We start from the raw sequence: 26,374 nt of genomic DNA on the forward strand, positions 1-26,374 counted from the left end.
CGCCCGGCTCGCGCACGGCATCCGGAGGGGTCGTGACCGTCATTTCTGTTGCTCCAATCGTGCTTTGGCGTAATTCACCAGGCGGAATTTCTGCACCTTTCCCGTGGGAGTGGTGGGCAGTTCGTCTGCCGTGAGGAATACGACGTGTTTGGGAACTTTGAACCGAGCGAGATTCGCCTTGCAGATCTCGATGACCTCCTCGGCGGAAATCTCCGCATCGGGGGCGCGCACGATGCACGCGCATCCCGCGTCACCCCATCGCTCGTCGGGGACGCCGATCAGGTAGGCCTGACTGATCTCCGGCCGGGCGGTGAGCAGTTCCTCGATCTCCTTGGGCATCACCAGTTCGCCGCCGCTCTTGTAGAGCTCCTTGCTGCGGCCGGTGATCTCGAGATAGCCGTCGGGCCGCACCCGTCCGAGATCGCCGGAGAAGACCCACCCGTCCCGCAGACCCTTGGCGGTTTCCTCCGGCTTTCCCCAGAATCCGAGCATGCTCGTCGGGCCGCGGGAAACCAGTTCGCCTTCTTCACCGTCCGGCAGCGGCGCGGCGGTGACCGGGTCGACGGTGCGGTAGACCACGAGCGCCCCGTCGTCGATTCCGGCCGCCCCAGCGGATTTCGGCCGACCGGCGGTGGTCGCGGTGAGCTCCAAGGAGTCCTCGGGCCGGGTCAGGGTCATCGCTCCGCCGCATTCGGTCATACCGTAGCCGGTGACGATCTCCGAGGCACCCAGCTCTTCGCGGACCCGCTCCCACAGCCAGACGGGCGCGGGCGCGGCTCCGGACAGCACCGCCGACAGCGACGACAGGTCGTAGCGAAGCCGATCCGAATGTTCCAGCAGCGCAACGGTCATGGTGGGGACACACAGGATGTCGTCCGCGCGATGCCGCTCGATTCCCGCGAGGTACTTCCCGGCGTCGAAGGCGGGCAACATGATTACCGCGCCGCCCACCATCGTGGCTGCGATCAAGCCCTCGACATAGCCGAACATGTGGTAGCACGGCAGGGAGAACAGGATCCGGCGGCCGTCGGCGAAGGCCCGGGTGAGCGCGGACGCATATCCGGTCCGCAGGACGGCGTCATGGGTGATGAGCACGCCCTTGGGTGAGCCGGTTGTTCCGGAGGTGTAGAGGATGTCGCCCACCTCGGCCGGGTTCACCTGGATCCCGGCCGTCGCCCCCGAGTACCGGGCCCCGACCAGAGCGAGCTCATCCACGGTAAGCACTCCGGCACGCTCCCGGCCATCCGTCGACAACTGAATCACGGTGTGCAGCTCAGGAAGTCGCGACTTGTCCCGGCCGACCTCTTCCCATTTCGGAGCAATCTCATCGAGCATCGCCAGGTAGTCGAGCCCGGCGAAACCGGTCATAGTGATGAGAACCCTGCACTCGGACTGATCGAGCACGTAGGCGAGTTCGTCGGTGCGGTACAGGAAGTTCAGCGGAACAGCGACCGCGCCGGCGAGAGCCACGGCGAACTTCACCGGCACAAAATCCGGGTAGTTCGCCATGAGCACGCCGACGTGGTCTCCGGGACGCACCCCCAGCGCGACCAGGCCGTCGGCGAGCCGAGTCGCCAGCTCCGCGGTCTCTCGGTAGGTCAGCGTACGTTCGTCGGTGATGACCAGCGGCCGATCACCGAATTCGTCGGCGCACGCGAGCAGCCACTCCCCCAGCGACCGTGGCCGCCACATCGGGAACCGTTCGCCGAGGCGATTTCTCCGAATGTCGAAGTCGTTGTTACTCATGATGTTTCACTTGACCTCGTCGATATCGCCGTCGAGGATCGCCTCGCGCAGCCGGAATTTCTGGACCTTGCCCGACGGGGTGACGGGGAGAGTGTCGGCGACGAACCAGCGGCGCGGTGTCTTGAACGGCGCCAGCGTCGTGCTGAGCCGGTTCTTCACCGAGGCTACGAGATCGTCCGGACGTTCGCCACGCACCACCAGCACAGCGGCCACGGTCTCACCCCACTTCTCGTGTGGGAGGCCGACCACCGCCGCCTGCTGAACCGAATCATGTTCGATCAGTCGCGATTCCACCTCGGCAGGAGCGATGTTCTCGCCACCGCTGATGATCATGTCCTTGAGCCGACCGGTCACAGTGACGTAGCCACGGCTGTCCATCGAGCCGAGATCGCCCGTGTGCACCCAGCCCTCGGCGTCCACAGCCGCCTCGGTCGCCGTCTGATCGCGGTAGTACTCGATCATCTGCTGATACCCACGGGCGCAGATCTCGCCGATAACACCCAACGGAGCGACTCCGGAGCCGTTCGAGCCGGCAATCTTCACCTCGACCTGCGGAATCGGGCGACCCACGGTGCCGAGTTGATCGACGAGCGTGTCGCTTCTGCGGGTGAGGGTGATCACCGGGGCGAGTTCGGTCTGACCGAACAGGTTGTGCACCACCGCACCGAAGACGCGTGCCGCTCCTTCGATCAGCACCTGCGGCACGTTGGCCGCGCCGCCGACGATGCTGGCGAACCTCGGTGCGGCGAATTCGTCTCCGCGCGTGGCCTCGAGCAGCGCTCCGAGGATCGTAGGAACGAAGAACAGCACGTCCGCGTCCTCAGCCGAGGCCCACGCGAGAACCTCATCCGGAATGAAGGTCTCAACCAGTAGGACCGTGCCCGCCGTCCACGCCGGGCCGAGCGTAGCGATCACACAGGCGGCGGTGTGGAACATCGGCAGTGGATTGACGAAGACCGCTCCCTCGGGGATATCGGCGGCCGCCATGGTCATCCTCGCGACGTTCACCAGCGACCGATGCCGCAGCAGAACACCTTTCGGGTTGCCAGTGGTGCCCGAGGTGTACTGCAACATCGCCGGACCGTCCGGATCGACTTCCGGCAGATCGCCGTCCGAAGTGCTCGCTTGCCAAAGCCCGGTTTCCGACAGGCTGATCCGCCTCCGCACGCCAGGAACCTTGTCCAACGCCGCGACCGCGACCGCGGCCATGTCATAGCCTCGATGCTCGTCGGCGTGGATGAGCACGGCAGCACCAGAATGCTCGAGCGTGTAAACCAATTCGCCCTCGCGGAAGGCGGGATTCAACGCCACCAGCACACGTCCTGCGAGTGCAGCACCATATTCGATGATGGGCCACTCGATGACATTCGGCGCCCATAGCGCCACGAACTCGCCGGGTTGAGTGAGCTCGGTCAACGCGATCGCTACGCGCCGTGCCGCGTCGTAGAGTTCCGCATAGGTAAGGCGGCATCGCTCCGATCCCCCGTGTGGGGTGCCGACCAATGCCGTTGTTCCGGAGTGATTTTCGGCGAGCTCGGCCAGGAGCGAGCCGACAGTGTGGTCCGAGAGCGGCAGGCTGTCGTCCGCCGCCCAATAGGACTCACTGAGGTTGCGATCAGCCACGGCTGTCATAGGCATGCGCTTCCGCTATTTCCCGCGAAATACGGGAGTCCTTTTCTCATGGAATGCCGAGACGCCCTCGGCGAAGTCTTCGGAGTCGAACAGTTCGACCTGGTTGTCGACTTCGTTGTCCAGCACCGTCATCGGATCGCGCGGCCAGCGCGCGAACATCTGCTTCAGGGCGGCGACCGCCAGCGGCGGCGCGATGGCCATGCGCTCGGCGTCCGCGAGCGCGGACTCCAATGCCGTGCCCGGAGCAACGACCGCGTCGGCCAGGTGGATCTCGGCCGCCTCGACTCCGGTCAGCCGTGCCGGCAGCAGCATGAGTTCACGCGCCTTGGCCATACCGACCCGGGCCGGGAGCGAGGCGAAAATTCCCATATCCCCAGCCAGACCGACGCCGGTGAACGCGGTGCTGAACACCGCATCGGCAGCGGCGACGACGCGATCACACGCCAGAGCCAGGGACACACCGGCCCCGTATGCCGCACCCTCGACTGCCGCGATGACGGGCTTGCCACCCTGCCAGATGGCGCGGACCACACGCTGCGCGGCCTCGGCGCGCGGCCGTGCTTCCGATTCGTCCATACGCCGCATGGTCGAGATGTCGCCGCCCGCACAGAATCCCGCGCCCGCGCCGGTCAGCACGATCACCCGCACGTTCGCATCGGCCATGGCCTCCTCGAGCCGTTCAGCCAGCGCGTAACGCAGAGGCAAATCGATGGCATTGCGACGCTGCGGCCGATTCAAGGTGACAATCCGAATAGGACCACGGTCTTCGATCAGAACTGGTGATTCATTGGCGGACAAAGTTATTCACCTCGGAACTTCGGCTCACGACGCTCGAGGACTGCGGCCAGACCCTCGCGGGAGTCGGCAGTGCCCGACAGTTCGGAGACCGTGCGCGCCTCTTCCGGCAATCGGTCGGCGAGGGTCGCGCCGACCCCACCCCACAGCAGACGCTTGGTGGCCCCGATCGCCATCGGAGCAGTCGAGGTGAATTGGCGTGCGTAGGCCAGCGATTCGGCTGCAAGGTCGGCGGCGGGCACCACCTTGGTCAGCAAGCCGATGTCGAGCGCCTGCGCGGCGTCGAGGACCGGATTGGTCAACAGAATGTGCATAGCCTTGCGCAGACCGACGAGCTGGGTGAGGGTTACTGAGACGCCCGCGTCGGGCGCCATGCCCACGCGCACCGCACCGGACATGAACTTCGCCGTGTCGGCGGCGATCACAAAATCGGCGGTGCACACCAGCCCGAAACCACCACCACCCGCCGCGAACCCGTGCACCGAGGCGATGACCGGCACGTTCAACTGGGTCAGCGCGGCGACGGTGATCTGCAGCCAGGACGTGGCCTCACGCAGATAGTCGGGCAGCTGTTCGCCCTTGGAGGCGAAGACCTTCACATTGCCGCCGGCGCAGAAGTTCTTGCCCGCGCCGGACAACAGAACCGCACGGATGCTCGGGTCGCCATGGATGCGCATGATCGCCGCGTGCAGTGCCTGCAGGAAGGGCACGTCCAGACCGTTGGATGTCTCCGGGCTGTTGAGTAGTAGGTGGGCGATGCCGTCGTCGTCGACGTCGACACGAACCAGGTCGGTCATCGGTTGCTCCCGGTGGTGAACGATCCGATCCCATCCGCGGCGGATGGGCTGGTCAGGTGGTCGAGAACCGCCTCGAATTCCAGGCTCAGTCCTGCCCCAAGCGGCAGGCCGAGCCCCTGGTTGACGAGCCGCTTGCTCGTGGCCAGTGCGGCGGAATCCTTCGCCGCCAGCTGGGCCGCGAAAGTCCGCACCCCGGACGCGAAGTCGGCGGCGCGATACTTTCGGTACGCCAGCCCCCAGGCGAGTGCGTCATCAGCGTTGAGCCGGTCCCCGGTGAGGATGTGCGCCAGTGCGCGCTGCCGTCCGACCAGGCGCGGCAGCCGCTGCGTGCTGCCGCCACCGGGCACCTGCCCGTATCGCGAGTGGATGTCGGCAAGCACAGCATTCTCGTGCACGAGCACGATGTCGGCGGCCTGCGCGAGTTCGAAACCACCGGCGGTGGCATAGCCTTCGACCGCACAGATCACAGGAACCGGAAGCTCGGCGATGGCATCGCAGGCCGCTCGGAAGTTGCCGAACAACGGCGCCATCGCATCCCGGCCTTCCGCCCGGAGTCGTTCGAGTTCGTGGAAATCGCCGCCCGCGCAGAAATTCCCGCCGCTGCCTCGGATGAGGAGGACATTCGCTTGTGCGGCCGTCTCGATGAGCGCACGACATAAGCGGGAGCCCAGTTCAACAGTGATGGCGTTCATCCGCTCGGGCCGATTCAGGGTAATGATGCCTACGCCGTCGATTACCTCGGCCAGCACAACCTCCGATGACGTCACATCAACCGCCCTCCCCCGACCTCGAGTACGGTCCCGGTCATATAGCTGGACAGGTCTGAGGCCAGGAACAGCGCAACGCCGGCCACTTCACTAGGCTCACCGGCCCGCTTCATCGGAATGGCCGCCTCGCGCTCGGCGAAGACCTCCGACGGCATGGCCTCGGTCATGGGGGTGCGGATGAGACCGGGTTGAATAGCGTTGACACGAACGTTCTTGTGCGCCAGTTCCTTCGCGCCCGCCTTGGTCATACCGACGATGCCGGCCTTGGCGGCACTGTAGTTGGTCTGGCCCGGGTTTCCAGATTTGCCCGACAGCGAGGACATATTGATGATCGAGCCGTGTCCTGCGTCGCGCATGACCGCGGAGGCGGCCCGCAATCCGAGCCACGTCCCGCGCAGATGCACGGCGATCACGGTGTCGAAGTCGGCCACGGTCATCTTGCGCAGCGATGCGTCCCGGGTGACGCCAGCGTTGTTGACGAATACGTCGAGCCCACCGGCCCAGCTCATGGTCTCTTCCACTAGTGTCTGCACCGAATCCTCGTCGGTTACGTTGCAGCCGAGGCCGATCGCGCGTTCGCCCAGCGATTCGGCGGCGGTCCGGGCACCACTTTCGTTCAGATCGGCGAGCACGACCGACGCGCCGTGCGCGTAGAACAGCTCCGCGATGGCCAATCCGATACCCCCCGCGGCGCCGGTAACCACAGCGGTCTTTCCATCCAGAAGGGCGCTGGTCATGCGATGAACCGCGCGATCGACTCGGCGACGCAGACCGGTTTGGCCGAGCCCTCCACCTCGATGGTGGTGATCATCTTCGCCTGGATGCCGCCTGCTACCTCGTCAACGGAGTCGAGGGTGGTGGTGGCCCGTACTCGCGAGTTCACCGGCACCGGCGAAATGAAGCGCACCTTGTCGAAGCCGTAATTGACCGCCATGGCGAGTTTTTCGATCGTGTAGAGCTGGTGGTTGAGCACCGGCAACAGCGACAGGGTCAGCAGCCCGTGTGCGATGGTGCCCTTGAACGGTCCCGCGGCAGCCCGCTCCGCATCGACATGGATCCACTGGTGGTCACCGGTCGCATCGGCGAAGGTGTCGATCCGCTTCTGGTCGACCTCGAGCCATTCGGTGGTTCCCAGGGATGTCCCAGCAGCGGCCGCAAACTCCTCGATGGTGGCGAAAACTCGCACGTCAGCACTCCTCACTAGACTTTGAATTTAATATAGATTTGAATGTTCGATAGGTCAATCCTTCGCTACCCAGCCCCGGCCGTGGCCGAACCGGCCGCAAGCGAAGATCGGAGGCACCGACATGGCACAACCGGTCACCGACGAGAACGCGGAATCGAAGTCCGCCCGGACCCGCAAACGCATACTCGACGCGGCGGCATACATACTCGGCCGCAAAGGCTATGCGGGCACGCGACTGTCCGAGGTCGCCGAACGCGCCCAGCTACAAGCGCCCGCGATCTACTACTACTTCCCCTCGCGCGATGACTTGGTCGAAGAGGTCATGTGGTCGGGCATCGCCGACATGCGCGAGCACGTTTCGGCGATCCTCGACGCACTACCGACGCCGACGCCGGCCATCGAGCGGATCATGGTCGCCGTCGAAGCCCACCTGCGCCACGAACTCGAGATCTCCGACTACACCACCGCGTCCATCCGGAATGCCGCACAGGTACCGGACAGCATTCGCGCCCGACAGCAGGCTGAGGAGACCGCCTACGGCAGGGTCTGGAAAGAGCTGTTCCAAGACGCCGCAGACGCCGGTGAATTGCCCGGTCATCTGGATCTACGCACCGCACGCATGCTGATTCTCGGAGCCCTGAACTGGGCCGCGGAGTGGTGGACGCCCGAAGCAGGCCCGCTGGACACCGTGGTCCAGACTGCGCAGATCATCGTCCGTTGCGGACTCGGAGCTGGAAGCGCCGACTCCGCCCTAGATGTTTAATTGAACGTAAATTAGACTTTGGTTGGTCATAGACGAAGGAGTTGGACCGCATGGATCTGCAGCTGCGCAACGCCCGTGTTCTCGTCACCGGTGGCGGCTCCAATATCGGGCGTGGCATCGTGCACGGCTTCGCCCGCGAGGGTGCCCGCATCGTCATCAGCGACATCGACGCCGAACAAGCGGAGAAGGTCCGCGGCGAAGCACTCGAACTCGGCGCTGCCGCGGTCGAAGTCGCAGCTGGGGACCTCACCGCCGAGGGTGTCGCGCAAGATGCGGTAGATAGGGCCGTCCAGGGTTGGAACGGGCTCGATGTGCTCGTGAACAACGCCGGGTGGAGCGTGCCCGGGTTCATCGCCGAGGACACCGATCGCGCCAAATGGCAGCGCACCGTGGAGGTCAACCTCTACACAGCGATCGCGGCCACCCAGGCCGCTCTTCCGGCGATGCAGGGAGCCGGCAGCGGCTCGATCGTCTTCATCTCCAGTGACGCCGCCTTCGGACAGATCCGGCAAGGCGTCTACGGGGCCACGAAGGCGGCACTCATCGCGTTGGCACGCACCACCGCCCGCGAGCACGGCCGCCACGGCATCCGCTCGAATGTCGTCTGCCCCGGACTGGTCATCCCCGAAGGGCCCGACGCCGTCGGGAAAGACAGCCTCTGGGCCGCAGGTGAGGACTCGGTGTTCAACGAGAAGCAGATCGAGTTCCTCCGCAAGGACATTCCGCTGCGACGCCTGACCAAGGCCGAGGACATCGCCAATGCCGTGGTGTGGGTGTCCTCCGATGCCGCCGCCCGCCAGGTCACCGGCCAGGTGTTCTCGGTCAGCGGCGGCTACACCATGCCCTGACTCCGGCCACACCCCACCCGATCACACCACCACGAGCGGACCTTATATGGATACAACAGCTTTCGACCTGTCCCCCGCCCAAGCCGACATCCAGGCCCGCGCCCGCGCCTTCGGCGAGAAATGGGCGCCGCTGGCCACACAGATCGACCGCGAGGACTGCGCGCCGATCACCGATATGGTGCGCGACACGGTCGACATGGGACTGGCCGGCATCACGATTCCCGTCGAGTACGGCGGTAAGGGCTTGTCCGCCATCGAATTCGCACTCGCGATCGAATCCGCCTGCCGCGCGATGAAGTCCTGGATGGCCGGCGACATCCTCTTCGCCACCACCTGCACCGGACCGTCGGTGATCATGATGTCGGACAACGAGACCGCCCACGCCAAGTATCTCCCGCGTATCGCCACGGGCGAGCTGACCGCTTCGATCGCGCTATCGGAGCCCGCACACGGCTCTGCGGTCACCGACATCGAGACGACCGCGGTGATAGACGGCGACGAGATCGTCATCAACGGCAGCAAGCGATTCATCACCGGAGCACCGGATTACGACCTGTACATCACCTTCGTTCGGTGGAATGACACACCGGGCATGAAGGGCATCGGCGCCGTGATCGTCGAAAAGGGCACGCCCGGCTTCGTCCTCGGCAACGGACCGGAGTACATGGGTTCACGCGGCTCCAAACACGGTGACCTGACCTTCACCGACTGCCGCATCCCCAAAGAGAACCTCCTCATGGGCGAGGGCTCCTTCCCCACCCTCATGCAGGCGTTCAACATGGAACGTCTCTACATCTCCGCGCTGTGTCTGGGCCTCGCCGAAGGCGCGTTCGACGAGGCCGTGGCCTACTCGAACGAGCGGACCCAGTTCGGCCGCCCGGTCAACGAGTTCCAGGCCATCTACCATCTGATCGCCGAGATGTGGACCCAGATCGAGTCGGTCCGCTATCTCACCTACAAGGCCGCAATGACCGCCGAAAAAGGCAAATTCCCGAAGCCCTTGGACGTCTCGGTCGCCAAACTCCACGCCGCGGATATGGCCCGCGACGTCTGCTGGAAAGCGATGCAGATTCTCGGCGGCAACGGCTTGGTCACCGGCTTCCCACCGGAGCGATGCTTCCGCGACGTCATCGTCTCCTCCATCGCGGGAGGCACGATGCAGGTTCTGAAGAACACGATCGCCGCACAGGTCCTGGGAAAGAAGCTCGACCAGCGTCGGTAACGGCCGACGACGAAACATATGGTGCGACATGGGAACATACAATCGTAGGCATTCATGCGGGAGTGCCCATGAAACTGCGCCGGGCGCAGCAGAAGGACGAGCTGCCGGCCGCTGTGACGGCGCTCCTCGCCGACCAAGCTCCACGGGACTAACTTGATACTGCGACGACACCTATGTGAGTCGGTGCTGGTAGATCGGTTGTGTGGCGTTGGATCGTGTTGTGGCCGAGTTGGATTCGTTGATGTCGCGGATCGGGGCCGGTTCGCGCGGTCGGAGCCGCGGGTCCGGGCGCGGGAGTACGTGTCGGGACTGTTGGCGGGTTTGGAACGTAAGAACGGGTGGACCCTGGCCGAGCGGGCCGGCGAGGCGGGTCCGCAGGGGATGCAGCGACTGCCGCGTGCTGCGGACTGGGATATCGACGGGGTTCGTGCGATGTGCGTGACTACGTGATCGAACACCTCGGCGACCCCGATGCCGTGCTGGCCGGGGACGAGACCGGTTTTCTGAAGAAGGGCGTGAAATCGGCTGGCGTGCAACGCCAATGCTCCGGCACGGCCGGGAGTACCGAGAACTGCCAGATCGGAGTGTTCCTGGCGTATGCGTCCCGGCACGGGCACGCCCTGATCGACCGGGAACTCTATGTTCGGCAGTCGTGGACCAGCGATCGGGACCGCTGCCGCGACGCCGGGATCCCCGACGAGGTCGAGTTCGCGACCAAGCCGCGGCGGATGATCGCCATGCTCGAACGCGCGGTCACCGCGCGGGTGCCGTTTCGATGGTTCACCGCCGACGAAGCCTGCGGACAAGCCGGTTACCTGCGGGACTGGTGCGAACACCGGGACGTGTTCTCCGTGCCGACCACCAGCTGCGACCAGCAGGTGCACACCCGCGCCGACCGGATCGCCCGCGCCGACGAACTGGTCGGCGAGTTCGCCGACCGCACCTGGCAGCGACTCTCGGTCGGTGCCGGCGCGCACGGACCCCGCGAATACGACTGGGCACGCCGCCTGGTTTCGACTCCCAACGCACTCGGCTCCTACGCACCGTGCCATGCCAAGCCCTCCCGTTGTGGTCCGCTCCCTTGTGGTCTCCCTTCCTTGTGGTCCTCCCCTCTCCCCTCTCTTCTTGATCTTCTTCTCAACTGTTTGGTGGTGGTTTGTCTCCCGCTCGATCCCCACTATCTTCAGCGAAGCGGGAGATAGTGGGGGTCGAGCGGGAGGCGGGCCGCTGCCAAACACCCCGGGTCAAGGCGATTTCGTATCGCACTTTGATCGCACAACTTGTGTGCATTCATTGTGCATCCAGTGTGCATCCATTCCGCATTCGTTCCGAATCGAAAACCGGTGCCAAGCGCCGTAAAAGGCCCGCCCAGCTCATTGCTGGACGGGCGAGAGAACGTCGAAAGCGTGGCTGTCGTTCGCGGCCGTCAGGGCTGCTGGCCACCCTTGGCGGAACTCTTTGTCTTCCGGGCGGCCTTCCTTCGATCAAGCCGTGCGGGCCCTTGGAGTCTGTTCCGGTCTCGATGATCTGCCCGCCGAATGTGAGGCGGTCGACGATCGCGGCGCAGAGACGTGGTTCGGGAAACGTGTTCGACCAGCCGGAAAACGCTTCGTTCGAGGCGATAGCGTCAGAGTTCTTTACCGATGTCGCGCCCTGCGTTGAGGACCGGGCCGACCGCGGTTTCAGTGCCGGGGTGGGGTCTCGAATCGGTCGTGGCGGGCGATGTAATCGGGCCGTGGCGACTCTCCCGCCGATCATCCGGGAGCGCACGATATTTCGACCGTGCTACGCACCACCGAGCGATATGGACGTCACCGTGCGCGTCGAGCAACCGTCCGGCGCGGCCTGCCCCGCCAAACGCTCGTCGACCCAACGCAGGGCCGCGGGAGTCGCACTGATCGCGAGGCTGACGTGCTCGCTGGTCTGGTCCCGCGTATAGGTGATCCGCGCGCCCGACGCGCACCAATCCGCCACCGCCCGGTCGGTCCTTGCGACGATGACGATCTCGTCGTTCGCGGCGTGATAGATGAACAGCGGCGCGGTCGGCACGGTGCTGAAGTCCAATTCGCCCAACGACGGCTGTATCTGCTCGAACAGTTGCGAGAAGGGGATCGTCAGGTAGTCGTCCATGTTCACGAACGCGTGCTGAGCCACGTTCGGCGTCACGCATTTGCTGTCACCCGCGGCCATCAGAGCGCGCCCGGCGGGCGTCAGATACGTGTCGAAAGCCGCCGCCACCCGCGAATCGCCGCGCGTCATGCCCGGCAGGATCGAGGGCAGGAACCCGGAGAACGGACCGGCGTTCAGCGACTGTAGGTAGGGGCCCCCGGGTGATGTCCAACCGCCGAGGGTGACAGCGACCAGTCGTATTTCGGGGGCGTAGGTCGGTTGGACCTGCGCGGCCCAACTGGTACTGATCGACCCGCCGGAGTAGCCCATCGCGGCAACCGGAGTATCGGTTCCGGGCAGGCCCAGCGGCGCGAAAGCCTCGGCCGCGCGCACTCCGTCGAGCGCGGCGTAACCCGGCTGTTTCGGGGTGAACAGAACCCCCTTCGGGCCCTCCCAGTCGGGGATGGAAATCGCGTGACCGGAGGACAGCATCTGGTCGATCTGAATCAAATCCAGTGAGGCGTCGTATTTGTCCGGCGCTCCTTGCTGGAGCACGTACGAGGGAGCGCACTGGGGGGCCGAGGCGTCCTCGGCAACCTGATAGCTGATCAAACCTTTGACCTGCCCGGTTCGCGGGCGCAGCACCGTCGTCACGGTCACCATGGGCTGGCCGTTGGTATCGGTCGTCCGATACAGCAACTGCCAGGCGTCGGCGTCCTGCGCCTGTGGCGTCATCGAGGCCACCTCGACGGGTCGCGAATTCAGGATCGTGCCCGGCGCTTTCGAAGCCCAGCCCGACGGCGGGGTATAGAACGGGTCGTTCTGCGGAGTCACCAGCGGATCCGCACTACCGACCGCCACGGAACTACCGGTAAAGCACGCCATCGCCGAAACCGCGATCAGAACCGAGCGCAATTGACTGCGCTTGACCACTGAACCCGTTGAACCACAGGCTGATACGACACTACCCATTACTCGGACTTCCCTCCCTGGAGGGGATCGACTCCCGCGAATCCCCCTGAGCGCCGTCAGAATACATTCCTCGATCGGGATGGATGCCCGAATCGGACAATCAAGATCACGCCGATCGATCGTCGTCCCATCGTGTCGGCCGCCGTTGCTGGATTCGACGCGTGAGTGAACATCAGCGAGATGTGACCGAGATCGATACGGCCACAGCGCGATTCCTCCGTTTCCACCATCGGCCGAACGAATATTCCGAGCGGATCCTGAACCTGGTCGACGGTCGCCGGCTGCTCGAGGCGATCCCGCGGCTCGTGGGCGCGAATTTCGGATCGTGGTCGCGCGCGGATATCGACCGGATTCTCGACGGGACAGGTTGGCCTATCCACGAGGATCGGCACGGGATCAAGGCCGTCATGGAAAGGGATTCCCACTGGTCGTATGTCAGTGCGTCGACGACACCCGGCTACATGGATGCCGAACGCTGGGGATTCGGTGAATTCCATGACCTGTCCATGACACAGTATGTCGCTCCGGCACAGTTGGATCGGGCCTACGCGGCGGCACTGGAGGCGTGCATTCGGCCGCTCGGCGCACCGCCACTGGTAGGTGGACCCGACGCGTTCGCGACGTGGTACCGAAATCCACCTCGGCTTCGGCCCCCGGCCGGTGGGTCTGTGGGATAAACACCTGCGGCGGTTCACGACCGGCTTCGATCCTGATCTGCGGCTTGCGGCGATCAACGTAATCACGGACTGTCTGATAGGCGATATTGGTCATGCCGTGCTCGTCGATCAGCCGCTCGAAGATCCTGCGGCGAGCGCCAGCGGGGACGACCACCACCGCTTGCGGGCGATCCTGAACACGCATGGTCACCGGCACGCCGATGTGATCATCAGCGGGCTGTACTTGGTGGCGTTCGAACCCAGCCGCCAGACAGCGTGCTCGACGCCGTGGTCCACGGACTTGCACCGGGTGGCGTCTTCACCCACATTCGCTTACACCTCGACGCAGTGGACGCGCCCGCCCGCAGTCACGGCAATGCTTCATCGGTCATTTCGAGGAAGTCGTGCCCTGCCGGACCATGTGGGCGAATCTGCGTCCGGCATTCGTCTACTTCTGTCGTCGCCCAACTGTCGATCAGCAGGACACCGCGCCGACGACCGCCTTCGAACACAGCGAGCGCTACGCCGCAGGGTTCGGGCGATGACCAGCCGGGGTGTCGCGGCTCGGAGCCGCGCCGAACATCCGGCGGTATTCGCGGCTGAACTGGGACGGACTGTCGTAGCCCACCTGGTGGGCGATAGCGGTGATGTCGTGGGCCTGCGACATCAGCAGCAGCCGCGCTTGCTGGAGCCGTATCTGCTTCTGGAACTGGATAGGGCTCTGCGCGGTAACGATCTGAAAGTGCCGGTGAAACGCCGTCAATCTCTGGTTTCCACCCGCCGCAGCCGCGAGGCATAGACAGCGGCCTCGGTGCGGGTGTGCAGATCGAGCTTGGCCAATATGTTGGAGACGTAATTCTTGACGGTCTTCTCGGCCAGGTACATGCGCTCGCCGATCTGCCTGTTGGTAAGCCCCTCGGTCAGCAGGGCGAGCATCGTGCGTTCCTGAGCCGACAGACCCGACAGTTCGTCGCTGTCCTCGGCACGCACCCGGAGCCGGCGCATCAGTACAGCCGCAGCCCGGTTGTCGAGCAGGGAGCCGCCCGCGCCGACCGTCTTGATCGCCTCGACCAGCGCCAGGCCCTTGATGTCTTTGAGGACATAGCCGCTCGCACCGGCCAGCACCGCACCGAGTATCGCCTGTTCGTCGGTGAACGAGGTCAGCATCAGGCACCGAAGGCCATCGACTCTGGCGAGCAGGTCACGACACAGTTCGATGCCGTTGCCGTCGGGCAGGCTGATGTCGAGCACCGCGACATCGGGGGCGAGAGCGGGAATGCGGGCCAGCGCCTGGGAACAGTTGGCGGCCTCGCCGACAATGGTGAGGTCGGGATCAGTCCCTAGCAGGTCTATCAGTCCGCGGCGGACCATCTCGTGGTCGTCGACCATGAACACCTTGGTCATCGGAACTTCCCCTTACCCATTCGATCCGGGGGCGGTTACCCATCCTCACGATATCCACTCACCGGATCATTCGCGTGATGGGCTGACCACATCCCTGCACGAAGATCCGCGGCCCGCAGTTCAGCCATCTAGGGCCTGAACTGCGAAAAATGCTGGCCGCGAAGATGTCTCGAACAAGCCAATGCCGTGCGCGCCCGCGCCGCCGACGGCGAGCCGAAAGCCAAGCTGGCCAAGAAATTCGACGAGGATCGCTGAGAAGAACAGTGTGACGAGCCCGAGCGGCGGCATCCACCACCGCACGCGGGTCTCCTTGCGCAGGCTCTTCGGCAGGACACCGGAAAAGCACGCAGGGCGCGGATCTCACGCAGGGTCCGTACCTGCCCAGGCGTGCGTGTACCGGAACGGCCCTGGCCCGGCCGCGGCTGGTTCGGTCGCGGCAAGCCCCAGCGATTGCGCGCGACCCAACCACCGCGCTCTGAGAGTGCGGTGGTTAGGTCGGCGCGTTGGACTTGACCACCGGCCAGATTCACTACCGGATCCGAGATCGCAAGCGGTGGAACGAGTTCCTGGCGTTCCTGAAATCGCTGCGAACCCGGTGGCCGGGCGACAGGCTGTACGTAGTCCTGGACAACTTCTCACCGCACCAACGCGCCGAGGTCCGCGACTGGTGCGCCACCAACGACGTCGAGCTGGTGTTCCTGCCGACCTACTCCTCGTGGTCGAACTGGATCGAGTGCGAGTTCGCCGCGCTGCGCTACTTCGCCCTCAACGGCACCGACCACCGCAGCCATGACGAGCAGGACAACGCGATCGGCACCCACATCCGCTGTGGCGCAACCAGCACGCCGAACCCACAACCGAGTTCGCCGTGAACTCCAAGATCCGACTACCCGATTACCTACCCGACGTCGCCTGACACGGCACCAGGCGCTTCCCGATCGGCGGCGAGGACCTGCTCGAGGTACGGCGGATGAACCCAACACCGCTGTCCAAGCAACTCCACCTTATGCCAGAACAGACCAGCTGCCGGCTCGAAGCGGGTTGATCGCGGCATCACGCCGAGCAGCCGGATCGGTCGTGCACCACCCGACGCCCGCGTTCCCTCCATGACATAGATCGCGTCATCGGTCACGGCAACGCACCGGAACCTCACCTTGACGAACACGCCGAACAGATACGCGGGGAGGAAATAGGCGAAATGCGGCGCGGTCTGAGAGACGAACACCTGCCTGATCTCACTGCCTGGAGGGAGGAACGCAATCGCACGGTCGGCGATGTACGCGGGCGGGGTGACACTGGGAGCCATGCTCGATTCCCCCTCAATACCTAGTGCGCGAGTCGCCTTTGTTGCGTACCGCAATGGGTTTACCAGCGTTGATCGGCTTGACCGCTGCATGGGTACGTGACGACCGGTGCCGGATCAGGGTTCGCCCCCTGAATATCGAGACAGAAACCATTCATTCCACTGCGGATCTGCAGGCTGTCAGCCGACGCCGTAGCCGCTACGGCCAATGCGGCAATAGCAATCAGCAATAGAATGACAGATCTACGAATGCCTTTCAGCACGCCCTTCCCCTCCAACTACAGCCCCGCTGGCGGCAGCTCTGGATGGAGAGCTAGCACAGCCACCCCGTGCCGTCTCGGCAGTTTCTCCAAGCCTGCGAGTTGACTAAAATCACTGCTGCGGAACACTTTCCGTTCCTTCGAAGCCCATCGCCAGTGGCCCGCGATCGGCCCTGCGTCATGGTTGTTCGGTGCGATTGATCGGTGATGACGGGTACAGGTTGGTCGAGACCATCGCACCAATTCCCGGCCTCAGCGTCGCCGTTCGGGTGGCGGGCGCGCGCGAACCAACATCCGGCTCGCCGTCACTGCGTCCATGGCGCCCGCGGGGCGGCGGCGTCGCAGCCGCGTTTCGACCCGGGATCCGGCGCGTCTCAAGGCACGTCGGTGCAATGGTCGAATATTCTTGGGCACGATCCCGGAACTGGCTTGAGAAGAACCGTCAAGCGAGAGGCAGTGCGGCGTGACTATTCCAGCTGATGGCTCGATCGAACTTTCCGACATGATCCGCTACCTCAAGTCCGAGTTGACCACGGCTCGAACGGACCCAGGCGACGAAGTCAAGCTGACGCTCGACGAATGCGCCATCGAGCTGAACATCGCTGTGAAACGCGAAGCCAAGGGAGACATCAAGGCGTACGTTGTCACCATCGGCGGCGGGATCTCCTCGGCGCAGACGCATAAGATCAGCGCGAAGTTCAAGCCCACCGCCGAGAGCGATCCGAACGAACACATCTACGAGACCGGCAGCGGTGCATCGCCGTCCAAGCCCACCGCCGGCCCGGCGACGTCCCGGGGAGCCTGACAATGCCCTGAGCGAACCGTCTCCCGGCAGTCGCTGGATCAGTGAGAACTGGGAATCGCTCACCGAGACTCACCGCTTTGAATAGGTCATATCGGACGGCGAAGGTCTGACGGCGGCTTCCTCCAACCTCGCACAAGCTCTGGTCTATTGTGAATCCCGCCGGTTACGCCTTGCCCGATCCCGTCCTCAGCATTGCATTCGTCGACGGACAGGAACGCGAACAGGACTACCCAGGATGACCATCCAGGCGGACTTCGACGACGACGAGCCCATCAAGCCCGGCGTCCCCCGAGCCGAACTCGTGCTCTTCGGGCCGGCCGGCCCGGACAGCTCGCCGCGACGTTCAACAAGGCCCTCGTCGACACGGGCGCGGCGCACACCCAACTCCCCGAAGAACTCGCCCTGCATATCGGGCGCAACCCCCGCGTCGATGGCGCCCAGGTCAAGATATCCGCGGCCGCTGGAACTGCCTCGCACTGGCGGCTCCGCGTGGACCTGGAATTCGAGGGCATTTTCGTGTCGTCCTACCCGTGTATTTCAGTCCCGGCGCAGTCGATCTCGTCGGGCGCAGCACCATCTATGCGGCTTGCCCCACCACGGGATTCGAGCGCGCCCGATGGCTGCGAAAGTACTGACGAACGGACGCCGACCGGGCGAAAACGACGCCGCATTCTCCTGGCCTAAAATCCAAGGCCGCCACCGGAAGTGAGCCAGGGCCGTTGTTCTTACAGTCCCACAACCGGCATTGTGCATTCGATGCGTTCGAAAGATGGAACACCACTGACGGCCAAGATCATTGGCTCCGGTCCGGTTGAAATCGACCCCGAAGAATGTGATTTCGACGCAATCTTCAGCGAACGGTCACGCCGATAGGGCCACCGCTCCAAGATCGGGTTGGTTGCCGGGATGATCGGCAGTTACGAAATCGCGCCCCTGGGCGACAGCACGTTGCCGCCGATGTCCCGCTAGAGATCGACAAGATCATTGACAGGGACCGGCTGCAGGGCAGAAATGGGACCCAAGTCCGATGGAGTACCGCAGGCCGAAGGCCCGTTCCGACCGAGTTCCCTCGGATGGAGCGGGCCTTCGACGATTGACGGGGATGTCGGTCGATATCAATCATGCCTGCGATCGTGTGGCTTTGGACAACCGAAGCCACAGGATCGCAATGACATTCGGTCCGTCCGAGCTCGTTCAGCGATCTCTGCTCAGAATCCGCGCAGGCGGTCGGGGACTATGCGCACCGGAATCGAATAGTCGGCGAAGAACTGTTCCCTGGTCATCCCGATGTCCACCAGCCCCTCGGTGTACTTCTCGACGAAGGCATCGAGCTCAGCGGCGGAGGCACCGTCCGCATCGACCCGGGCCGTGCCGGTGAACACGATGACGTCACCGCCCGTGGCGGTGGAGTTGAGGTTCAGCGAAACACGGGAATTGGCAGCAATATTGCGCAACTTGGGGGTGTCCGGCTGAGTGAACACGAGGAACGCTCCGTCATCCCACTGGAACCAAACCGGATTGGGCTGCGGTGTGCCGCTGGGACTTACGGTGGTCAGCCAGATGATGGTGTCCTGCACCAGATGCTTACTGACCTTTACTCCGAAGTCGGTGTTCGAGTCGATGAGGGACGAGGAACTGGACATTCGATCTCCTTGTGGGATGTCGGTCGAATCGGTTCACAGGCCGTCAACTACGCACTCCCCGTGGATATTCCGACGAGGGGTCGTCGGTATTCGCGGGTGTGCTGGTTTCGAAGTCGGCCACCGCCGCGTCGATGATTCGCCTGACCTCCGGGTCGGTGATCGCGTGGGCGAAATCGGTTACCGACATGCCGTGGCCGACGTCGACCGCCGGCCCGTCGCTCTGAAACTCCGTGGCGAACCGCTGGTCCCCCAGCACGCCGCGCACGAGCGCGGTGACGCGGTCGACATCAATTCGCTCGCCACTGGCCAGGGGTGCGCCGGTCGACGCCCGCGCCCTGGTCGCCGCACCGAGCAGCCGGGCGGCTCGATCGTATTGCCCGGTCAGTGCCGCGGCACCCGCGAACCCCTCGACGGCCAGGGCGACGGCACGGATATCACCGGTCAGTACGGCCGCCGACAGGCTCTCCGTGTGCAGTGCCCACGCGCCTTCGGCATCGCCGCGCAGTTCGGCGATGAATCCGAGTTCGGCCAGCACCAGGGCCTTACCATTGTGTGCCTCGATGGCGGCGAGCCAACCCAGCCATCGATTCAGGTGTTTCTCGGCGTCATCCAAGCGACCCTGCCGTCGCGCGCCTAGCCCCAGACCGATTTCGGCGAAACCCTCGCCGAGGCGGTTGGCGTGGCTGGCAGCCAGCCGCATGGCCCGATGATGCAGTTCGTCCGCTGTCCGGAACTCACCACGCAGGAGCGCGATGCGCCCGAGTAGGGCTAGCTTGTGCGAGGTTTCGGTCCAGAGCCCGAGATCCTCGACGATCTGTAACCCTTCGTAGTGCAGATCGTTCGCCTCATCGTAACGCCCCTCGAACTCCGCGAGCACGGCCAGTGCCTCGATGGCCTTGAGCCTGCCCCAGCGGTCGCCGACCTCATCGAAGATGGCCGCGCTCGTCTGGGCGTGGTCCCTGACCATCGACAGGTCGCTGCGAGCGGTGTTCTGCGCGGCGCGCAAGCTCAGTGACGCGGCGATTCCCCAGTTGTCGTCCAGTGTCCGGAAGGTCGCCAAAGCACGGCCGACGCGGTCCTCGCTCTCGGGCAGCGCACCCGAATACCATTGCGCGTAGCCGAGAAACCATTCGCTGCGTGCGAGTGCGCGCAACTCCGTGGCGGTCTCGTCCCCGGCAAGGGTGGGTGACGGGCTGACGAGTTGGTCGGCTTCCCCGATCAGCATGGCCATGCCAGTCCGCCACCGCAGAATCGTCGCGCGCTCCACCGGGCGCAACTCGCCGGCCATCGCGCCCACCGCAGACAGATAGCGGTGTGCTTCGGTGAGCCTTCCGCGTAGGAATCCGAACCAGATCAGCGAATTGACCAGCCGATTGGCGAGCCGGACGTCGAGACGGCCGATCGCGAAATCGGCCGCCTTGCGAATGTTCGGGGACTCCACGTCGAGCAGTTCGAGCCAGCGTCGCTGATCAGGGCCGTGCAGTCCGGAACTGGCGCGCTCGCCGCGGTCGGCGTAGTACATCGCGTGTCGCAGCCGCATTTCAAGCAGCGCCCCCGTGGTCTCCAGATGCTCGACGCAGTACGCCGCGATCGATTCCAGCAGCCGGTAGCGAGGTCCGTGCCGCGACTCCTGCATGACTACCAGGGACTGGTCGACCAGCCGGGTCAGCGCGGCGAGGATCTCGCGGTCGTCGCCCGGATCACCGACCAGCGATCGCGCCGCCGAAAGCGAACAATCCTCGGCGTGAATCGCCAACCAGCACAACACGTCCCGTTCGATCAGGGAAAGCAGCTCCCAGCTCCAATCGATCGCGGCGCGCAGGGTGCGGTGCCGATCCGGGGAGTCCCGGAACCCACCGTCGAGCACCTGGAAGCGGCGATCGAGCTGAACCAGCAATTCGTGCACACCGAGCACCCGGATCTTCGTCGCGGCCAGCTCCAATGCCAGTGGTATTCCATCCAGTCGGCGACAGATCGCGATGATGTCGTGGACGTTGGATTCGTCGATGCGCAAACCCCGCGCTCTCGCGGCGAAAAGCTGCACCGCGCTCGCCTCGCCGAGCAGTTCGGGGCGCGCAGAGTCCGCCGGCGGCAGCTCCAGCGGCTCGACAGCGCTGATCATCTCCCCTCGCACTGCAAGCGGCGCCCGGCTCGTCGTCAGGATTCGGCAATCGGCCGATTCCGCCAGAATCGATTCCACCAGCTGTGCCGCCGCGTCAACAACATGCTCACAGTTGTCCAGCACCAGCATCGCGCGCCGCGCGCGCAGGAAGGCCACCACCCGGTCCACCGAATTCAGCCGCCCCTGGGGAAGAGACTTTCCGTTGTGGCCGGGTGGGGCGTTGACGTCGATACTCAACACCGAAAGGACCGCATCCGCCAGCACTTCTGGCCCGTGTGAGCGGTCGAGGGCATCGAATTCGACCAGCCAGATACCATCCGCGAAGCTGTCGATCAGGCTGTGCGCCACGGCCAGCGCCAGGCGGGATTTACCAACACCGCCGGGCCCTACGAGGGTGACGAGCCGATCCGCCGCGATTCCCGCGCGTACCTCCTGCACCACCGCTTCCCGGCCGATCAGCGCGTTCGGCGGCTCGGGCAGGTTGTGCCCGAATGTCCTGCCGCCCAACAGTATCGGCTCCGGTTGCAGGTCTACGCTCTGTTCGAGAATGGCCCGGTGCAGGTCGACGAGCTCGCGGCTGGGGTCGGCGCCCCGCGTCTCGGCGAGCAGGGTTCGGAGCTCGTTGAAGCTGTCGAGTGCGTCGGCGGCGCGCCCGGACCGGTACAGCGCGCGCATCTGAATCGACCGCAGCCTCTCGCGCAACGGATACTCGCGGACCAGTTCGTTGATCTCGGCGATCAGCGTGCGATGTTCGCCGAGTTCGAGACGGGCCTCGGCCAGGTCACTACGCGCCGCGATCCGAGCCTCGTTCAGCGAAGCCGAAACTTCCTCGCTGAAAGGCAGATCCACGAAGTCGGCGAAGGCGGGTCCGCGCCACAGCGCCAGGGCCTCGCGAAGCAGGTCCGCTCGCACCCGTAGGTCGGTCGAAACCTGGGCCCGCGCAACGAGATCGAGGAAGCGTGTCGAGTCCAGACGATGGGGTTCGGCGCGAAAAATGTATCCCGCCGGTGTGGTCACGATGTATGCTCGGCCCCCAGGCTCGGCCTCTTCCAGCGCACGACGCAGCTGAGAAACTTTCGTGTGCAACGACCGGGTGGGATGGCTCGGCGCGGACTCGGGCCACAGGTCCTCGATCAGCCGGTCGGCGGAGACTGGGACGCCGGCATGGGCGATGAGGTCGGCGAGCAACGCTCGAACCAGCGACTCCGGTATCGACACCGCATCGCCGAGATCCGTCACGACGTCCAATGGCCCCAATACCCCGATCTGCACGCCCCAATCCTACCCATGTCATTTTCTGATCATGCGATCGGAAACCCAACGGTCGCTTCGTAAGTGAGCCCGAAGCGAACCCGAAGGGACATCCGACACAATGATGGCGAACGACCGGCCACGGCCACCGTAGGAGGGGGAACAGGTCAACCGGCGGTGGCCTGATCGTTCATGTCGCATGTGTCACGGTCTTCGACAACAGGCGCAGATCACGTCTCGCCGACCGGACCTGGGGGAGGACTCCGAATCCGGGATCGACACCACACCAGCGCCCCCGATGCCGTGGGCGCTAGGACAAGGGGTTCAACCAGTGTGTCCCGTGAGCCCCGCCGTCCCGCCGTACGCTCGGCCGACCCACGAATTCGTCGGCGCCGAGAGCGTTCGGAGTTCGGCTGTCCGCGAATCAGCACCGTCAGGGATATCCGTACCAGGGGAAATCGTGTTGTTCAGTGTTCTCGGACCGCTCGAGGTCCGGCATAAAGACAAGCCATTGCGACTCGGTGGCGTGAAACAGCGGGCAACCCTCGCGTACCTACTTCTGCATCCCAATTCCGTCGTCCCGGCCAGCCAACTGCTGGATGCCCTGTGGCCCAACGAAGCAATGCCCACCTCGGCCCGGAAAATCCTGCACAACGCAGTCTGGTCATTGCGCAATCTCTTCCCGGACGACAACAGCGAATCGATCGCCTTGATCAGGCGCCCGCCGGGCTACGTGCTCGAGGTCGATACCGACTGCATCGACCTGCATCGGTTCTACCATCTCGCCGACCTCGGCCGCGCTGCGGCGACCGCCGTCGATCTGGACACAGCCGCTGCCCGGCTGGCCGAATCGCTGTCGCTGTGGCGCGGTTCGCCGCTGTCCGATCTCACCGAGCACGGTGTCGACTGGCCCGAGCTCGCCGCCGCTGAAGACGCGCGAATGTCGGTGTCGGAGGACTATTTCGAGATCGAGCTGGCGCGCGGCAACCACGCCAAGGTGGTCGACGCGCTCAGCGCGCTGGCCGACTCCGGCCAATTGCGCGAACGGTCCTGCGGACAGCTCATGCTCGCGCTGTATCGGGGCCGTCGGCCCTCGGACGCACTGGCCGTCTACACAGCGTGGCGAAATTCACTCATCGAGAACTACGGGCTCGAGCCGGGTTTCGAGCTGCAGCAACTGCAGCAGGCCATTCTGCTGCAGAGCCCGTCGCTGACGCTGCCCGATGTCGAGCCCCCGCGCCACGAACCCATGGTGGTGGTCACGACGACCGACGAGATCACCCGGTCCACCGTGCTGTCGGTCCAGATCGAGCCGGGCGGGACGGAGGATTCGACCACGGACAACCCGACCATGGGTGAACGCTATCTACCGGCCATCCGGGCCACCGCCGAGTCCCTCGGCGGCGTTGTCATCGGCGTCATCGGGACCACCGTGATGACGGCGTTCCCCGAACCGTGCGAGGTATCGGAGGTGGTGTCCGCAGCGATTCAGCCGCCCGAGTGGATCACCACGGTCCCAGCCGAATTCGCCTCACGGGTCAAACCGCGTTTCCGGGCCGCGGTGGTGACCGGGGAGGCGGAGAGGCGAGTCCCCCGGGCCTACGCCGATCTGCGCAACTCGAGCAGGTACGCCGATCTGTTCGACGAATGCGAACGATTGCTGCTCAATGCACCCTACGGCGTGGTGGTGGTGAGCGAACGCACCCGCCGCGAAACCGAGCATCTGATTCGCTATCGGCAGCAACCGACCGGACACTGGCACGCGGAGAGTGCCGGCACCGCGGATGGTCCGGACGCCGAAACAGACCCCGACGTCCGGATGCTGCTCGGGCTGCGGGAGCGGGTCCGGCATCGGAGGGCGTCACATCTGGTCGCGGTGGTCGCGCCCGCCGCTGCGAGCGCCCGACGGGTAGCTCGCATGTTCCGCAATTCCATACGCGGGCAAGGAGACTCCGAACTGGTCCTGTGCGCTCGCTTCGGCGGCGCCGATCACCTCGAGACCCATCGGACGATGCTCGCCGCCGCCTGCGGATTCCGCGTCGACGACGCGCACGGGTGGATCTCGGCGAAACTGGCCGACGCGGTGGGACATCCGCTGCGCCCGCCGGTCTCGGCGCGCAAGCTCGCCGCGGCACTGTATCCGCTCGCCACCTCCACGGGGACCGACGAACCGGTCCAGGTCCGGGAGATGCTCGCCGCCTGGACTGAATTGCTGTGCGCCAAAGCCGGACTGCGGCCCACGACGGTGGTCTTCGAGGACGCCCATCTCGCCGATCAAGTCACTCTGAACTTCCTCGAAACGCTGCTCGACAGCGCCGAACGCGCTCCTCTGCTTGTCGTGCTCACCGGCGAGGGTTCGCTGGCCCACAGCCGGTTCGCGCGCATCGCCAGTACCCGGGAGTCCACGCTCATCACCTCCGATATCCGGCCCGGTCGACGACCGGCCAATCGCCGACGCGCAACCGCCCATCTCACCGCCACGACCGACCTGCACCCGGCGACCATCGCCGCCAGTTGATCCGAACTCTTACCGCGGCAACACAATCGAAGAGGAAACGACCTGATGACCGAACCACTGTCGATCCGTCCGGACGATGGGCGCTATCGCGGGCTGATATCCGGCTCGAATACTCGATGGGTGGGATCACCCGACTACATCCGCCTGGCGTTGTCCACCGAGCACGTGGTCGACGCCCTGCAACAGGCGGTCGACGATGATCTGCGCGTCGTGGTCCGCAGCGGCGGCCACTGCGACGAGGACTTCACCGCGAACGGCAAAGTCCGGGTGGTCATCGACGTATCAGCACTGGACACAGTGCACTTCGACGCGGCGATGGGTGCGTTCGCCGTGGGCCCGGGCGCCATACTCGGGAGGGTCTATGCGACGCTCTACAAGCGCTGGGGCGTGACGCTGCCCGGCGGCACCTGTCCCACGGTCGGCGCGGGCGGTCATGTCGCGGGCGGCGGATACGGCGCGCTGTCACGCCTGCACGGGCTCATCGTCGACCATCTGTACGCCGTCGAGGTGGTCGTGGTCGACGCGGACGGCCGCGCACGAGCGGTCATCGCGACCCGGGAGGCCGATGATCCGCACCGCGACCTGTGGTGGGCGCACACCGGTGCGGGTGGCGGCAATTTCGGCATCGTGACCCGGTATTGGTTCCGATCGCCCGAGGCCGTCGGGGATGACCCCGCGCGGTTGCTGCCCACCCCGCCCGCCGAGCTGATCGTCTCCGATGTCTCGTGGTCCTGGGACGACCTGGACGAGGCCGGATTCGCCCGTCTGGTCGATAATTTCGGGGAATGGCACGAACGCCATGCGAGCCCCGACTCCGCGCACCTGAGCCTGTTCAGCCAGTTGAAGCTCCAGCATCGCTCGGCGGGGTCGTTCCGAATGAGCACCCAGATCGACGCCTCCGAACCGGATGCCGAGCGGACCCTCGACGCCTTTCTGGCAGCGATGGCCGAGGGCACGGGAGCGACCTACACGGTCAACGACCGCAGCCGGGTGCCGTGGTTCTACGCGGTGAAGGAATGGTTCGGCTTCGTCGAGGCCGCGGTCGCGCGCTGGAAGGTGAAGTCCGCGTATATGCGCCGAGCGCTGCCGGAGCCGCAGCTCGACGCGCTGTACCGGCAACTGACCCGCGAGGACTATCCGCACCCGTACGCCATGGTCGCGCTGGTCAGCTACGGCGGCCGGATCAACGCGGTGGCCACCGACGCGACCGCTGCGGCACAACGTGATTCGGTTCTCAAGATGATGTACGTGACGCTGTGGACCGACCCGGCCGAGGACGACCAGCACGATCGCTGGATCCGTGAATGCTATGCCGACGTCTACGCGGCGACGGGTGGCGTGCCGGCGCCCGGCGAGGTGACCGACGGCTGCTTCATCAACTACGCCGACGCCGATCTGGCCGACCCGGCCCACAATGGCTCGGACGTGCCCTGGCACCGTCTGTATTTCAAGGACAACTACCCCGCGCTGCAGGCCGTGAAGGCGAAATGGGATCCGCGCGAGGTGTTCTCGCACGGCCTGTCGATCCGGGCCTGACGCCGAGGTCCCGGTGGGCGGCTGCCGCCCACCGGGACC

General features: G+C 65.0%; 23 protein-coding genes and 2 pseudogenes. 9 read left to right on the plus strand and 16 right to left on the minus strand.

The window, feature by feature from the left end; translation table 11 throughout:
• Positions 1-39: 39 nt before the first annotated feature.
• From ON33_RS33335 to ON33_RS33365, 7 genes are read right to left on the minus strand one after another with little or no spacing between them, the layout of a single operon-like run.
• Complete coding sequence (locus tag ON33_RS33335) at positions 40-1,749, minus strand: class I adenylate-forming enzyme family protein (protein ID WP_373281079.1); 1,710 nt, start codon at positions 1,747-1,749, stop codon at positions 40-42.
• A 3-nt stretch (positions 1,750-1,752) separates the two neighbouring features.
• A complete protein-coding gene (locus ON33_RS33340) occupies positions 1,753-3,378 on the minus strand; it encodes a class I adenylate-forming enzyme family protein (RefSeq protein WP_040863133.1) in 1,626 nt (541 codons plus the stop codon).
• A gap of 15 nt (positions 3,379-3,393) precedes the next feature.
• Positions 3,394-4,182, minus strand: coding sequence for an enoyl-CoA hydratase/isomerase family protein (locus ON33_RS33345; protein WP_373281080.1), 789 nt, complete (start codon positions 4,180-4,182; stop codon positions 3,394-3,396).
• Entirely contained in the window at positions 4,179-4,970 is a 792-nt protein-coding gene (locus tag ON33_RS33350) for an enoyl-CoA hydratase/isomerase family protein (RefSeq protein WP_040863135.1), read from the minus strand. Before ON33_RS33350 ends, ON33_RS33345 begins: the two co-directional genes overlap by 4 nt.
• Positions 4,967-5,719, minus strand: coding sequence for an enoyl-CoA hydratase/isomerase family protein (locus ON33_RS33355; protein ID WP_281033262.1), 753 nt, complete (start codon positions 5,717-5,719; stop codon positions 4,967-4,969). Before ON33_RS33355 ends, ON33_RS33350 begins: the two co-directional genes overlap by 4 nt.
• A gap of 14 nt (positions 5,720-5,733) precedes the next feature.
• On the minus strand, positions 5,734-6,474 hold the full coding sequence (gene fabG, locus ON33_RS33360) for a 3-oxoacyl-ACP reductase FabG (protein ID WP_040863137.1): 741 nt from the start codon (positions 6,472-6,474) through the stop codon (positions 5,734-5,736).
• Positions 6,471-6,923, minus strand: a complete 453-nt coding sequence (locus ON33_RS33365; RefSeq protein ID WP_040863138.1) for a MaoC family dehydratase — start codon at positions 6,921-6,923, stop codon at positions 6,471-6,473. Before ON33_RS33365 ends, fabG begins: the two co-directional genes overlap by 4 nt.
• 121 nt (positions 6,924-7,044) lie before the next feature.
• On the opposite strand from ON33_RS33365, the gene ON33_RS33370 reads away from it, so the two are divergent.
• The 4 genes and pseudogenes from ON33_RS33370 to ON33_RS33385 all read left to right on the plus strand — a co-directional run.
• Entirely contained in the window at positions 7,045-7,686 is a 642-nt protein-coding gene (locus tag ON33_RS33370) for a TetR/AcrR family transcriptional regulator (RefSeq protein WP_051153286.1), read from the plus strand.
• A 50-nt stretch (positions 7,687-7,736) separates the two neighbouring features.
• Positions 7,737-8,534, plus strand: coding sequence for an SDR family NAD(P)-dependent oxidoreductase (locus ON33_RS33375; RefSeq protein WP_040863139.1), 798 nt, complete (start codon positions 7,737-7,739; stop codon positions 8,532-8,534).
• A gap of 46 nt (positions 8,535-8,580) precedes the next feature.
• Positions 8,581-9,756, plus strand: coding sequence for an acyl-CoA dehydrogenase family protein (locus ON33_RS33380; protein WP_040863140.1), 1,176 nt, complete (start codon positions 8,581-8,583; stop codon positions 9,754-9,756).
• A 202-nt stretch (positions 9,757-9,958) separates the two neighbouring features.
• Positions 9,959-10,760 (plus strand): annotated as a pseudogene (locus ON33_RS33385) (IS701 family transposase); the annotation flags it as partial.
• 499 nt (positions 10,761-11,259) lie between these two features.
• On the opposite strand, the pseudogene ON33_RS42940 reads toward ON33_RS33385, so the two are convergent.
• The 6 genes and pseudogenes from ON33_RS42940 to ON33_RS41920 all read right to left on the minus strand — a co-directional run.
• Positions 11,260-11,394 (minus strand): annotated as a pseudogene (locus ON33_RS42940) (ATP-binding protein); the annotation flags it as partial.
• Between the two features lie 147 nt (positions 11,395-11,541).
• Positions 11,542-12,837: a lipase family protein gene (locus ON33_RS33390; RefSeq protein ID WP_245550994.1), complete on the minus strand. Its 1,296-nt coding sequence runs from the start codon at positions 12,835-12,837 to the stop codon at positions 11,542-11,544.
• A 56-nt stretch (positions 12,838-12,893) separates the two neighbouring features.
• Positions 12,894-13,334, minus strand: a complete 441-nt coding sequence (locus tag ON33_RS40255; protein ID WP_157184852.1) for a hypothetical protein — start codon at positions 13,332-13,334, stop codon at positions 12,894-12,896.
• Positions 13,335-14,013: 679 nt separating this feature from the next.
• Positions 14,014-14,256: a helix-turn-helix transcriptional regulator gene (locus ON33_RS42590; RefSeq protein WP_040863142.1), complete on the minus strand. Its 243-nt coding sequence runs from the start codon at positions 14,254-14,256 to the stop codon at positions 14,014-14,016.
• Positions 14,253-14,897: a response regulator gene (locus tag ON33_RS42595; protein ID WP_040863143.1), complete on the minus strand. Its 645-nt coding sequence runs from the start codon at positions 14,895-14,897 to the stop codon at positions 14,253-14,255. Before ON33_RS42595 ends, ON33_RS42590 begins: the two co-directional genes overlap by 4 nt.
• Before the next feature lie 120 nt (positions 14,898-15,017).
• The gene (locus ON33_RS41920; protein ID WP_157184853.1) at positions 15,018-15,197 is read right to left on the minus strand and encodes a hypothetical protein; all 180 of its coding nucleotides are present in this window, start codon (positions 15,195-15,197) and stop codon (positions 15,018-15,020) included.
• Positions 15,198-15,400: 203 nt separating this feature from the next.
• Here ON33_RS41920 and ON33_RS33410 point away from each other — a divergent pair, with 203 nt between their 5' ends.
• Positions 15,401-15,769 (plus strand): transposase, encoded by a 369-nt coding sequence (locus tag ON33_RS33410; protein WP_051153288.1) that lies wholly within the window; start codon positions 15,401-15,403, stop codon positions 15,767-15,769.
• A 26-nt stretch (positions 15,770-15,795) separates the two neighbouring features.
• Here ON33_RS33410 and ON33_RS33415 read toward each other — a convergent pair whose 3' ends face one another.
• On the minus strand, positions 15,796-16,203 hold the full coding sequence (locus tag ON33_RS33415) for a hypothetical protein (protein WP_040863144.1): 408 nt from the start codon (positions 16,201-16,203) through the stop codon (positions 15,796-15,798).
• Between the two features lie 720 nt (positions 16,204-16,923).
• On the opposite strand from ON33_RS33415, the gene ON33_RS33420 reads away from it, so the two are divergent.
• Both ON33_RS33420 and ON33_RS44560 read left to right on the plus strand, forming a co-directional pair.
• Entirely contained in the window at positions 16,924-17,265 is a 342-nt protein-coding gene (locus ON33_RS33420) for a trypco2 family protein (protein ID WP_157184854.1), read from the plus strand.
• A 192-nt stretch (positions 17,266-17,457) separates the two neighbouring features.
• Positions 17,458-17,949, plus strand: a complete 492-nt coding sequence (locus tag ON33_RS44560; RefSeq protein ID WP_157184855.1) for a retropepsin-like aspartic protease — start codon at positions 17,458-17,460, stop codon at positions 17,947-17,949.
• A gap of 524 nt (positions 17,950-18,473) precedes the next feature.
• Here the strand turns inward: ON33_RS44560 and ON33_RS33425 are convergent.
• The gene (locus tag ON33_RS33425; protein WP_040863146.1) at positions 18,474-18,908 is read right to left on the minus strand and encodes a TIGR03667 family PPOX class F420-dependent oxidoreductase; all 435 of its coding nucleotides are present in this window, start codon (positions 18,906-18,908) and stop codon (positions 18,474-18,476) included.
• A gap of 43 nt (positions 18,909-18,951) precedes the next feature.
• Positions 18,952-22,302, minus strand: coding sequence for an AfsR/SARP family transcriptional regulator (locus ON33_RS33430; RefSeq protein ID WP_083869490.1), 3,351 nt, complete (start codon positions 22,300-22,302; stop codon positions 18,952-18,954).
• A gap of 505 nt (positions 22,303-22,807) precedes the next feature.
• Between ON33_RS33430 and ON33_RS40710 the strand changes: the two genes are divergently transcribed.
• Both ON33_RS40710 and ON33_RS40715 read left to right on the plus strand, forming a co-directional pair.
• Entirely contained in the window at positions 22,808-24,799 is a 1,992-nt protein-coding gene (locus ON33_RS40710; RefSeq protein WP_051153289.1) for an AfsR/SARP family transcriptional regulator, read from the plus strand.
• 45 nt (positions 24,800-24,844) lie between these two features.
• Positions 24,845-26,335, plus strand: coding sequence for an FAD-binding oxidoreductase (locus tag ON33_RS40715; RefSeq protein WP_051153290.1), 1,491 nt, complete (start codon positions 24,845-24,847; stop codon positions 26,333-26,335).
• Positions 26,336-26,374: the final 39 nt, after the last annotated feature.

This window comes from Nocardia niigatensis NBRC 100131 (genome assembly GCF_000308655.1).
GTDB classification, from domain to species: Bacteria; Actinomycetota; Actinomycetes; order Mycobacteriales; family Mycobacteriaceae; genus Nocardia; species Nocardia niigatensis.